This is a genomic window from Mycobacterium talmoniae, assembly GCF_001854525.1.
GTDB classification, from domain to species: domain Bacteria; phylum Actinomycetota; class Actinomycetes; order Mycobacteriales; family Mycobacteriaceae; genus Mycobacterium; species Mycobacterium talmoniae.
In genome coordinates this window covers 1-12711 of the sequence record NZ_MLQM01000153.1, presented here as the reverse complement: position 1 = coordinate 12711, position 12711 = coordinate 1, and the positions used below count along the sequence as shown (strand labels likewise).

Genomic DNA, 12711 nt, shown 5'->3' with positions numbered 1-12711 from the left:
CTTCACGGTGGTGCCGACGCTGCCGCACATGTCCAGCGGCAAGGTCGACCGCCGCGCCCTGCAGGCGGCCGACGAGGCGGCGCCGGCCCCGCGGCCGGCCTACGTCGCCCCGCGCACCGGCACCGAACGGCTGCTCGCCGAGATCTGGTGTGCGGTCCTCGATCTGGACCGGGTCGGCATCCACGATGACTTTTTCGCACTGGGCGGCTCCTCGACCCACAGCCTGGAGGTCGCGGTGCGGGCGAACGCGGCGGGCCTGCCGCTGAAACCCGAGTCGGTCTTCCTGTTCGGCACGATCACCGAGCTGGCCGCCGAATACGGCGAGCCCACCCAGGACGCCTCCGACCGGCCGAGCCAGCGACCGGTGAACGGCGCCGCGGTCATTGCCGCGGGCGGCGACGCGGCGCCCACCCCGACCCCGACCACACCGGTGCGGGCGAGCGGCCCGCCGACCCGAAACACGGTGATCGAAAGCCTCGGCGTGTACCTGCCGACGGGGGTGATGTCCACCGAGACCGTCCTGGCCGGCTGCGTCAACAAGATCGGCATCCCGTTGGAGCGGCTGACCGGCATCAAAAGCCGGCGGGTGGTGGGGCACGGCGAGTTCTCGATCGACCTGGCCCGCAACGCGGTGACCGACTGCCTGGCCCGGTCCAGCTATGCGCCCGACGAGGTTGATCTGATCATCTGCTGCAACATCTCTCGCTACGACGGGCCGGGACAGAAGATCATGTTCGAGCCCAGCACCGCGGTGCGGTTGCGGGAGCAATGCGGGCTGACCGAGGCGCTGGCGTTCGACATCTCCAACGCCTGCGCCGGCATGTTCACCGGTGTCGCGGTGGCCGACGCCTACCTGCAGACCGGACTGGTCCAGTGCGCCCTGGTGGTCAGCGGCGAATACATCAGCCACATCACCGAGACCGCGCAGCGCGAAATCGCGGGGCCGATGGATCCGCGGCTGGCGTGTTTGACCGTGGGGGACATCGGTGCCGCGGTGCTGCTGGAGCGCGGCCCCAACGACCGGGTCGGCTTCCACGACATCGACATGGCCACCCTGAGCCGGTACAGCACCTTGTGCATGGCCAAGGCCAGCGACGGCCCGCACGGCGGCGCGATCATGACCGTCGACTCCATCGCCGCGACCGTCACCGCGGTCAAGCGGTCCATCCCGTATGTCGCCGCGGTGATGAAGCGGCACGGCTGGCGCCCCGAGCACTGCGATCACATCGTCATGCACCAGACCTCGGAAGCGTCGCTGCACGATGCGGTCAGCGCGGTGAACCGGGTGTTCGGGCACGCCACCGCCCACCCGGGCAACATCATCAACAACCTGGCCGAACGGGGCAACACCGCCAGCACCACCCACTTCGTGGCGCTGCACGACCAGATCCGGGGCAACCGGATCCAGCCGGGGGACAACGTGGTGTTCGGCATCAGCGGCTCCGGCACCACGGTGGGTGCCGCGCTGTACACCTTCGACGACCTGCCGGCGCGGATGCGCCGGACCCGCAACGGGGAGCGCGGTCGCGGCCTGGCGGCCCGCCGACGACCCGCCGAGCCGCCCCCGACGCCCCGGGTGCGCATCGACGGGGTCGGCACCGCGCTCCCCGCCCCAGCCGCGCCGCCCCACGCGGTCGACCTGGCGGTGCGGGCCGCGACCGCGTGCCTGGAGCACAGCGGCCTGGACCGGTCCGCCCTGGACCTGATCCTCTACGCCGGGGTGTCCCGGGAGGATTTCCTGTGCGAACCGGCGATCGCCGCGCTGGTCGCCGGCGAACTGGCGGTGAACGACGACCTCGAATCCCCGGATGAACCCAAGACGTTCGTGTTCGACGTGCTCAACGGCGCGGTCGGATTCCTCAACGCGTGCCAGGTGGGCGCCCAGCTGATCGGCGCCGGAAAAGCCGACCACGCGATGGTGGTGGCCGCCGAAACCGAAAACAACCGCGCCGGCAACGGCCACCCGATGTACGGCATGAGCGAAACCGGTTCGGCGGTGCTGCTGGGCCGCGGCGACGGTACGGCGGGCTTCGGCCGGTTCGTCTTTCACCACCATCCCGAGTACGCCGACGCGCTGGAAACCTATTTCCAGCACCGCGACGGCCACAGCTGGCTGCAGATCGACCGCGACCCCGACCTGGTCGCCCACTACCTGGACTGCATCCCGGCCGCGGTCGAGGAACTGTTGAAGCTCGAGGAGCTGGACCGCGCGCAGATCGCCGCCGTGCTCCCCCCGCAGCTGTCCGGCGCCGACCGCGCCGAACTCGCCGCCCGGCTGAACATCCCGGTGTCGCGTTTCGTCGACCTCGGCGTCGACGCCGACCCGTTCTCCTCCTGTGTGCCGTACGGCCTGCAGCAGGCCCGGACCCGCCGGCTGGTCAGCTCGGGGGACATCGCGTTGCTGGTGAGCGTCGGCTCGGGTGTCGAGGTCGGCTGCGCGACCTACCGGTTCTGATTCCCATGTTGACGCCAGCGACCGCAAGAACCGCGCACCGTGGGCTATCCCGGAATCAGCGCCCCGCGGCGGGCGGTCCGCGACGTGCAGGCCTACCCGCTGCCGATGCGCGCGGAGGTGCCGTCCCAGCGGCTGCCAGCCGGACAAGGAACTCGGGCCGCCCGGTCCGCTGGATCTTGAAGCGACTGTGGATTCCGCTGGTGGTTTTGGTGGTGGTTGGCATCGGCGGGCTGACCGTGTCGCGGCTGCACGGCATCTTCGGCTCCGAGCAATACCCGGCCTACGTCGACACCAACACCGACGGTGCCAAACCGGTCGACCCCAAGCAGCTGACCTACGAGGTGTTCGGGCCACCCGGGACGGTGGCCGACATCAGCTATTTCGACGCCAGCGCTGACCCGCAGCGCGTCGACGCGGCGCACCTGCCGTGGTCGGTGACGATCACCACCACCTCGGCTGCGATCTTGGGAAATGTTGTAGCGCAGGGGAATAGCGGCAGTATCGGGTGCCGCATCCTGGTCAACGGCCAGGTCAAAGCCGAACGAACCTCAAACGAAGTGAACGCCTACACCTTCTGTTTGCTGAAGGCCGGATGAGTGAGCACCGAACAGATGACTACCGAACGCACCGACACGTCCTTCCTCGCCCGCGCGATCCGCATGCTCTCGGCGCCCATCATCCTGGCGTGGTTGGCGATCGCGGCGCTGCTGACTTTCGCCGTTCCCTCGCTGGAGCAGGTCGGCAAGGAACGCGCCGCCCCGATCATGGCCGACTACGCGCCCTCGGTGCGGGCGATGAAGCGGATCGGCGAGGTTTTCCAGGAATCGGAATCCGACAGCACGGCGATGATCGTGCTGGAGGGTGATCAGCCCCTCGGCGACGCCGCCCACCACTACTACGACCTGCTGATCCGCCAGTTGGACAACGACCCCACGCACGTGCGGCACGTCGAGGACTTCTGGAGCGATCCGCTCACGGCGGCCGGGGTGCAAAGCGCCGACGGGAAGGCCGCCTACGTGCAGGTCAATCTCGCCGGCAACGAAGGGGAGGACCTGGCGAACGAATCGGTGCGGGCCGTGCAGGGCATCGTGGCGCGCACCCCGGCCCCGCCCGGGGTCAAGGCCTACGTCACCGGGTGGACGCCGCTGATCACCGACGAAGACGAAAGCGGCAACCAGAGCGTGCTCAAGATCACCGTGGTCAGTATCGCGGCGATCTTCACCATGCTGTTCCTGGTCTATCGCTCGGTCACCACCGTGGCGCTGCTCCTGGTCATGGTGGGCGTCGAATTACTCGCGGCCCGCGGGATCGTCGCGGTTCTTGCGCTGCACGGGTGGTTCCGGCTCTCCACGTTTGCGGTCACCCTGGTGGTGGCGCTGGCGATCGCCGCCGGAACCGACTACGGGATCTTCTTCTTCGGCCGCTACCACGAGGCCCGTCAGGCCGGCGAAGACCGGGAAACGGCCTACTACACGACCTATCGCGGCGTCGCCAAGGTGGTCTTAGCGTCCGGTTTGACGATTGCCGGGGCGGTGGCCTGCCTCAGCTTCACCCGGATGCCGTATTTCCAGACCCTGGGCGCCCCGTGCGCGGTGGGCATGCTGGTGTCGGTTGCGGTCGCGCTCACCCTGGTGCCGGCGGCGCTCGCGGTGGGCGGCCGGTTCGGGCTGTTCGAACCCAAGCGCACGGTCCAAGTCCACGGCTGGCGACGGGTCGGGACCGCGATCGTGCGCTGGCCCGGGCCCATCCTGGCCGCGACGGTCGCGGTTGCCCTGATCGGTCTGCTGACCCTGCCGGGGTACCGGGCCAGCTACAACCTGCTGAAGTACCTACCGGATAACCTCCCGTCGGGGCAGGGGTTTGCGGCCGCCGAGCGACATTTCTCCCCGGCCCGGATGATGCCCGAACTCCTGATGGTCGAGACGGACCGCGATTTGCGCAACCCGGCGGACTTTCTGGTCCTCGACCGGCTCACCAAACGCATTTTCGGGGTCGAAGGGGTCTCCCGCGTGCAGGCCATCACGCGGCCGGAGGGGACACCGCTTGAGCACTCCTCGATCCCGTTTCAGCTCAGCATGCAAAACGCCGCGCAGCGGCAAAACATGAAGTTCGAGAAGGACCGCATCGACGACATGGTGACGCAGGCCGACGAGCTCACCGACACCATCGCGGCGATGCGGCGGATGCAGGGATTGATGCAGCAGCTCGCCGGCACCACCCACGCCACGATCGGTAGAACACACGAGGTGGTCGCCGTCACCGACGAGTTACGCGACCACATCGCCGATTTCGACGATTTCTGGAGGCCGGTCCGCAACTATTTTTATTGGGAACAGCACTGCTACGATGTTCCGATTTGCTGGTCACTGCGGTCCCTATTTGATGCGATGGACGGGGTTGACCAGCTCGACGAAAATTTGCATGCGCTCTCGGACAACTTGGACAACTTCGATGTCCTGATGCCACAGATGATCGCCCAGTTCTCGCCGATGATCGCGACGATGGAATCGGTGCGGACCATGCTGCTGACCATGCACAGCACCATGTCCGGGATCTTCGAGCAGATGGAGGAACTCAGCGGCGACGCGACCGCGATGGGCAAGGCGTTCGATGCCGCCAGAAACGACGATTCCTTCTACCTGCCGCCGGAAGTCTTCGCAAACCCCGACTTCCAGCGCGCGATGAAGTTCTTCTTATCCCCGGACGGCAAGGCGGTCCGCATGATCATCACCCACCGGGGTGATCCCGCCGCGCCGGAAGCAATTCCGCGAATCGGTGCGATCCGGACCGCGACCGCCGAGGCGCTCAAGGGGACCCCGCTGGAACACGCCAAGGTCTACCTGACCGGCACCGCGGCCATCAACAAGGACCAGCGCGACGGGTCCAGCGTCGATCTGCTGATCGCCGGGGTCGCGTCGCTGTGCCTGATCTTCATCATCATGCTCATCATCACCCGCAGTCTTGTTGCCGCGGCGGTGATTGTCGGCACGGTCGCGCTGTCGCTGGGCGCCTCGTTCGGGCTGTCGGTGCTGGTGTGGCAGTACCTGCTGGGCATCGACCTGCATTGGCTGGTGCTGGCGATGTCGGTGATCATCCTGTTGGCGGTGGGATCGGACTACAACCTGCTGCTGGTCTCCCGGCTCAAGGAAGAACTCGGCGCCGGGATCAAGACCGGCCTCATCCGTGCCGTGGGCGGCACCGGCAAGGTGGTGACCTCGGCGGGCCTGGTGTTCGCGTTCACCATGGCGTCGATGGTGGTCAGCGATCTGCGCATCATCGGTCAGGTGGGCACCACCATCGGTCTGGGACTGCTGTTCGACACCCTGGTGGTGCGCGCCTTCATGACGCCGTCCATCGCCGCGTTGCTGGGCCGCTGGTTCTGGTGGCCGCAACGAATACGGCCCCGCCCGGCCAGTTACCTGCTGCGGCCGTACGCGCCCCGCCCCGTGGTCCGGCGCTACCTGTTGCCGCAGGAACCGGTGCTGGCCGGGGTCATTCGGTCCGGCGCACCGGCGCCGGGCGGCGGCCGATCGGCGCGGTTGCGGATGCGCAGGTGGCTGGGGATGCCGCTGGCCCTCGGGCTGCTGATCGGCGTCGGGGGGCTGACCGTGTCGCGGCTCCCGCGGCATCTTGGGCTCTGAGAAGGGAAGTGGCGAACGTGAGCGTGCGACCAACACTGGAACGATTCTGGATACGCGCGGCCGCGCCGGTTTTCAACGCGCCGGTGGCCGCGGTGGCCACCTCACCGCGCCTGGGCGGGATGGTGAACCGATACCTCACCCGCACCAACACGTTGACCATCCTCAGCTATACCGGACCGCGTTCCGGGCGGCGGTTCAGCATCCCGGTGACCTGTCGCCGCGCCGGCGACAAATTCGTCATCGACGTCTGGATCCCCGAGGCGAAGACCTGGTGGCGGAACTTTCTCGGCGAGGGCCGGCCCCTGACGCTGCGCCTCGACGGCACGGAGCGCGCCGGGCACGCCGTCGCCCGGCGCGACCAGAACGGACGCGTCACCGTCACCGTCCGACTGACCACCGGAGCGCCGGAAGGCTAGCCGCCATGAAATCGGTGAATGCTCAAGTCATCTTCATCACCGGCGGTGCTGGTGGCATCGGGGCAGCGGTGGCCCGGCGGCTGCACGCCAAGGGCGCCACGGTGGTGCTCACCGATGTCGACGAGGCGGGCCTGGCGGAACTGGCCGCCGACCTCGGCGACGATCGGGTGCTGACCGTATCCGCCGATGTGCGGGATCTGGCGGCGCTGCAATCCGCGGCGGATGCGGCCGTGCGCCGCTTCGGGGGTATCGACGCCGTGGTGGCGAACGCCGGAATCGCCAGCAACGGCTCGGTGTTGCAGGTCGATCCGGACGCGTTCAAACGCGTCCTCGACATCAACGTGCTCGGCGTCTTCCACACCGTGCGGGCCACGTTGCCCGCGGTGCTCGCACGCCGCGGCTATGTGCTGATCGTATCGTCGCTTTCGGCGTACGCCGCGTCACCGGGCAGCACCTCCTACGACACCGCCAAAGCCGGCGTCGAGCACCTCGCCGACGGGCTGCGGCTGGAGTTGGGCCACCGTGGGGTCGCCGTCGGCTCGGCCCACATGTCCTTCATCGACACGGCGCTGGTCCGTGAGTGCCGCGACGAATTGCCGGCATTCCGGGCGATGCTGGCCAAATTGCCCTGGCCGTTGAGCATTACCACCTCGGTGGACCGGTGCGCGGCGGCGTTCGTCGACGGCATCGAACGGCGCCGCAGCCACGTGTACTGTCCGGGCTGGGTGCGGCTGTTCCGCTGGCTCAAGCCGGTGTTGTCCACCGGCATGGTCGAATCGCTGGTCCGCAGCTCCACGTCGCAGCTGCTGCACCAGCTGGATACCGAGGTCGCCGCGCTGGGGCGCTCCACCAGCGCCCGGGTGGAAGCATTGGGGAACCGCTGATGAACATCTCGATGGGCCGGTCGGCGCGCGCCCCAGCCCCAAAACCGCTGAGCGACCAGGTGGTGTTCCTCACCGGCGCCGCGGGCGGGGTCGGCGCCGAAGTCGCTCACCGCCTGCACCGCAAGGGCACCCGGCTGCTGCTGGTCGACCTGGATATGGTGCGGCTCAACGAGTTAGCCGCTTCGCTCGGCGAGGACCGGGTGATGACGGCGGTCGCCGACGTGCGTGATCTCGGGGCGCTGCAATCCGCCGCTGACCGGGCGGTGGAACGGTTCGGCGGTATCGACACCGTGGTCGCCAACGCCGGTATTCTGAGCTACGGCTCGGTGCGGCAGGTCGATCCGTTGGCGTTCAAGCGGGTCCTCGACGTCAACGTGCTCGGGGTGTTTCACACGGTGCGAGCGGCGTTGCCCTCGCTGATCGACCGCCGTGGCTACATCTTGGTGGTGTCTTCGTTGGCGGCCTATGGGGGTGCCCCGGGCCTGGCGTCGTATAGCGCGTCGAAGGCCGGGGTTGAGCACTTCGCGAATACCCTGCGGCTCGAGCTTGCCTATCTGGGTGTGGACGTGGGCTCGGCGCATATGGCGTTGATCGACACGCCGTTGCTGCGCGACGCTAAAGCCGACCTGGCGACGTTCCGGGAGATGCTCACCATGCAGGGCCCCGGTAACACGGTGACGTCGGTGCAGGACTGCGGAAAAGCCTTCGTCAGCGGGATCGAGGCCCGCAAACACCGCGTGAATTGCCCGCGTTGGGTCGGCTTGGCGCGGTGGCTGCGTCCGCTGCTGGCCACACCGATCGGGGAGCGCTCGATGTCGAAGTCCGCGCGGGAGCTGCTGCCCGGGTTGGATGCAGAGGTAGCGGCGTTGGGCCGCTCGATGGGCGCCCGATCGGATCTGCTGACAAGCGCGCCCGAGCATCCCCAGGGATGACCACAATAGCGACGGGCAAGTTGTTCTAGGTGGACACGCTGGCGCGCAGATGTTCGTCGAAAAACGCGAACACCCGGGTCCAGGCGTCCTCGGTGGCGGCCTCGTTGTAGCCGAATCCGGTGATCCGGGCCAGGGTTTGACCGGGAATGTCGTTGGCGAAGCTGTGCCCGGCGTGCGGATAGGTCTTGATGTCCGCGGTGATGCCGTTGCGCTCGACAGCCTTACGCAACCGTCCCGGTGCGCCCACCCCGAGCGGATCCAGACGGCCGAAGCTGGCCACAATCGGGCACGCACCGTCCAACATGTCGGCGAGGTTGCGGGGCAGCGGCGTGGCGTAGAAGGGCGCTGAGGCGCTAAAACCTTTGGGCGCCATGACTAATGCGAACTGGCCGCCCATGCAGAATCCGGCGATGCCCACTTGTCCGGAGCATTCCGGCATCGACCGGAGATGATCTCGAGTGGCGAGGATATCGTCGAGGGCACGGCCTTGTTTGGCTAACAGGTCCCGAAACACCCTGGTGACGCAACGGATCCGGCCGCCGTGGGCGAACAGGTTCGGGGTGGCGGCGAGGTATCCCGCCGCAGCGATCCGCTGCGAGATCGCCTCCTTGTCCCCGTCGGTAGCGCCGATCGGCGGGTGGATCACCACCACACCGGGACGGGGGCCTTGTTTTTCGGGCAGGTCCAGCATGGCATCGATCGGACCATCCGGGGTATCGATGTTGATTGTCGTTGTCACGCCACCCATCCTAGAAAGCGCAACCGCGAATTGATGCACGTAATTACTACTCTATTTGGGCGCCACCACTACTCTATTCGGCTCAGACATCGCGGACTACGCTGCTCGGGGCATAGGCTCCTGCGCATGACGCGCACGCGGGGGGCGTGGCGGTGCGAGCGGGCAAGGTGGCTTGCTTCGGATTATTCAGATCGCGACTAGGTGGTCAGATGTTAAACGAGAGTCGACTGATCGCGCCGGCGACATTGCTTCACCTGATGCGGCACCGGGCCGTGCGGTATCGCGACAAGATGGTGTTCGACTACGCGGACTACTCGAGTGGCGGCGCAGAACACCATCGGCTCAGCTACCACAAGCTCGACCTCCAGGCCCGGGCAATCGCGTGCAGGTTGCAACGGCAGGGCGCCGCCGGTGAACGGGTGCTGGTGTTGTGCCCCTCCGGGTTGGACTTCATCGCCGGCCTTTTCGGCTGCATCTATGCCGGCGCCGTTGCGATCCCGGTGCATCCGCCGGTGCGGACCCGGGTCCTCACCCGCGTCGCCTCGATCGTCGCCGATGCGGGAGCGGGCTTCGTATTGACCACCGCGGACTCGCACCCGGAACTCAAGGCCGCGATGGACGGCATGGCCGACACCGCCGCCCTGCGGTGGTGTACGACCGACGTCGACGAAGCCGACATCGCCGCCCACTGGGTAGCCCCCAACCTCGACCCGGATGCACCGGTGCTGGTGCAGTACACCTCGGGCTCCACGAGTTCGCCGAAAGGTGTTGTGCTGACCCACCGCAACCTGCTCGCCAACCTGGAGGCCATCCGTCGGGCGATCGACGGCAACGAGTCCACCATTGTGGCGTCCTGGCTGCCGCTGCATCACGACATGGGTCTGATCGGGGCGATGCTCGGCACGCTGTACCTGGGCGGCAGCTGTTATCTGATGCCGCCCGAGGCATTCATCCAGCACCCGATGCGGTGGCTGGAAACGCTGTCGGAATCCGGCGCGAATGTCAGTGTCGCCCCGAATTTCGCCTACGACCTGTGCGTGGAACGCTCCAGCGCCGCCGAACGGGCGGCGCTGGACCTGTCGCACTGGACGACGGCGATGTCGGGTGCCGAACCGGTGAATCCCACCACCTTGCAGCGGTTCGCCGACGCCTTCGCCCCGGCGGGTTTCCGGGACACCGCGTTCCGGCCGGTGTACGGGCTGGCCGAGGCGACCCTGCTGGTGACCGCCGGGACGGAGTCCGCCGAACCGGTGCGGCGGCACGTCGACCCGGTCGCGCTGCGCGACCACCACGTCGTCGACGTGCCGCCCGAGCACCCGGGTGCGGCGACGCTCATCGGTTGCGGCACGGTGCAGCACGGTGTGGAGGCGGTGATCGCCGATCCGGTCACGCGGCGGCAATGCCGCCCCGACGAGGTCGGGGAAATCTGGGTCGCCGGGGCCAGCGTTGCACAGGGCTACCTGGGCAAGCCGACCGAAACGGAGGAAACCTTCTCGGCGTTCCTCTCCGACACCGGGCGCGGGCCGTTCCTGCGCACCGGCGATATGGGATTCCTGCTCGACGGCGAACTGTTCATCGCCGGACGGCTCAAGGACCTCATCATCATCCGCGGGGCGAACTACTACCCCAACGACCTGGAAGCCACCGCGCAGGACAGCCACCCGGCGCTGCTGCGGGGCCGCGGGGCGGCGTTCTCGGTCACGTTGCCACCCAACACCGCCGAACAGCTCATCGTCGTACAGGAGGTCGACCGCGAGCGGATCCGGGACGTCGACGTGGACGCGGTGATCGACGGTATCCGGACCGCGATCACCGAACGGCATGAAATCCAGGTCCACGGGGTGGTGCTGGTGGAGCCGCTGCGGATCCCGACCACGTCGAGCGGAAAGGTCCGGCGGCGCACCTGCCGGCAGCGGTTCCTCGACGGTGCCCTGGAGGTGTTCGCCCAGTGGTACGCCCCCAGTCCGGGGGAGCCGCAGCCACCGGCAGCGCCGGACGGCCAGGCCGCACCCGAGGTCGGCCGCACCGCCGAGGAGATCACCGCCTGGGTGGTGACCGAGCTGGGCGCGGCGCTGGGGTTAGCGCCCGGTGAGATCGACCCCACCCAACCGTTCGCGCACTACGGGCTGGACTCGGTGCACGCCATCTGGCTGACCACCGGCTTGGAAGCCTGGCTGGGCCGCAAGCTTTCGCCGACGCTGGCCTACGACTATCCGACGATCGAGCTGTTCGCCCGGCACTTGGCCGGGGACGCGCACCCTGCCGCGGCCCCGACCGACGGCGAAGCGCCGGCCGCAACCGCCGGTGAACCGATCGCGATCATCGGCATCGGCTGCCGGTTCCCGGGCGCCGACGGGCCGGCGGTGTTTTGGCGGCTTCTTGCCGACGGCGCGGACGCCATCACCGCAACCCCGCCGGACCGCTGGGCGGTGGGCGCGGGTGGCGGCAGCCCGCGCTGGGGCGGGTTCCTCGATCAGGTCGACCAGTTTGACCCGCAGTTTTTCGGCATCTCGCCGCAGGAGGCGGCGTGCATGGACCCCCAGCAACGGCTGCTTCTCGAGGTGGCGTGGGAGGCGCTGGAAGACGCCGGGCAGGTGCCGGATCGCTTGGCCGGCAGCCGCACTGGCGTATTCATCGGCATTGCCACCAACGACTACGGCGCCCTGCGGCGCGGCCAGCCGGCGCTGCTGGACGGCTACACCGGAAACACGCTGAGCATCGCCGCCAACCGGATCTCCTACCTTCACGACTTCCGCGGACCGAGCATGGCGATCGACACCGCCTGCTCCTCGTCGCTGGTCGCCGTGCACCAGGCCTGCCGCAGCCTGGACGGCGGCGAGTCCACCCTGGCCTTAGCCGGCGGCGTCAACGTCATGCTGTCGCCGCGGATCGGTGCCGACCTCGATCAGGCCGGGCTGCTGGCGGCCGACGGCCACTGCAAGACGTTCGACGTCCGGGCGGACGGCTTCGTCCGGGGCGAGGGCGCCGGGATCGTCGTGCTCAAGCCGTTGAGCCGCGCGTTAGCCGACGGCGACCCGGTCTACGCGGTCATCCGCGGCAGCGCCGTCAACCAGGATGGGCGCAGCAACGGGTTGACGGCCGCCAGCCGCGCGGCGCAGGAAGCCGTCGTGACCGAGGCCTACCGGTGCGCGAATCTGCCGCCCGGTGCGGTGCAGTATGTCGAAACGCACGGCGCGGGAACATATCTGGGCGACCTCATCGAATCGCAGGCGCTCGGCGCCGTCCTGGCGCAGGGCCGCGGGCCGGATAACCGGTGCCTGATCGGATCGGTCAAGACCAATATCGGCCACCTGGGGGCGGCGGCCGGGGTGGCCGGGCTCATCAAAGTCGCGCTGGCGCTGCACCATCGGGCGATCCCGCCCAGCCTGAACTGCACGGAGCCCAACCCGCACCTGCCGCTGGACAGCTTGCGGGTCGCGCAGCAGCTGGACACCTGGCCGGACACCGGCGGCCGCGCGGTCGCCGGGGTCAGCGCGTTCGGCTTGGGCGGCGCCAACGCGCACCTGGTGGTGAGCGAGGCGCCCCAGGTCCGCGGCGCCGCGGTCGATGACCGGGAACCCGACCGGGCTCTGATACCCGGCTGGCGCGGGCGGGGCGTGGGTGGGTGGGGGGGGGGCGGTGGG

General features: G+C 68.4%; 8 protein-coding genes. 7 read left to right on the top strand and 1 reads right to left on the bottom strand.

Going from position 1 to position 12711, the window contains the following annotated elements; genetic code table 11:
• The 6 genes from BKN37_RS21285 to BKN37_RS21260 form a co-directional block, all read left to right on the top strand.
• On the top strand, positions 1-2455 hold a 2455-nt coding region (locus BKN37_RS21285), incomplete at its 5' end, for a 3-oxoacyl-[acyl-carrier-protein] synthase III C-terminal domain-containing protein (RefSeq protein WP_242657317.1).
• 173 nt (positions 2456-2628) lie between these two features.
• Positions 2629-3051, top strand: coding sequence for an MmpS family transport accessory protein (locus BKN37_RS21280; protein ID WP_095407166.1), 423 nt, complete (start codon positions 2629-2631; stop codon positions 3049-3051).
• 15 nt (positions 3052-3066) lie between these two features.
• A complete protein-coding gene (locus BKN37_RS21275) occupies positions 3067-6096 on the top strand; it encodes an MMPL/RND family transporter (RefSeq protein ID WP_083341952.1) in 3030 nt (1009 codons plus the stop codon).
• 23 nt (positions 6097-6119) lie between these two features.
• Positions 6120-6512: a hypothetical protein gene (locus BKN37_RS21270; protein WP_207547281.1), complete on the top strand. Its 393-nt coding sequence runs from the start codon at positions 6120-6122 to the stop codon at positions 6510-6512.
• Between the two features lie 5 nt (positions 6513-6517).
• On the top strand, positions 6518-7396 hold the full coding sequence (locus BKN37_RS21265; protein ID WP_071028941.1) for an SDR family oxidoreductase: 879 nt from the start codon (positions 6518-6520) through the stop codon (positions 7394-7396).
• Complete coding sequence (locus BKN37_RS21260; RefSeq protein WP_242657316.1) at positions 7396-8328, top strand: SDR family oxidoreductase; 933 nt, start codon at positions 7396-7398, stop codon at positions 8326-8328. Before BKN37_RS21265 ends, BKN37_RS21260 begins: the two co-directional genes overlap by 1 nt.
• A gap of 25 nt (positions 8329-8353) precedes the next feature.
• On the opposite strand, the gene BKN37_RS21255 is transcribed toward BKN37_RS21260, so the two are convergent.
• Entirely contained in the window at positions 8354-9019 is a 666-nt protein-coding gene (locus BKN37_RS21255) for a dienelactone hydrolase family protein (protein WP_242657318.1), read from the bottom strand.
• Positions 9020-9276: 257 nt separating this feature from the next.
• On the opposite strand from BKN37_RS21255, the gene BKN37_RS21250 reads away from it, so the two are divergent.
• Positions 9277-12711 (top strand): beta-ketoacyl synthase N-terminal-like domain-containing protein (locus BKN37_RS21250; protein WP_207547280.1); only part of this gene is annotated, 3435 nt, incomplete at its 3' end.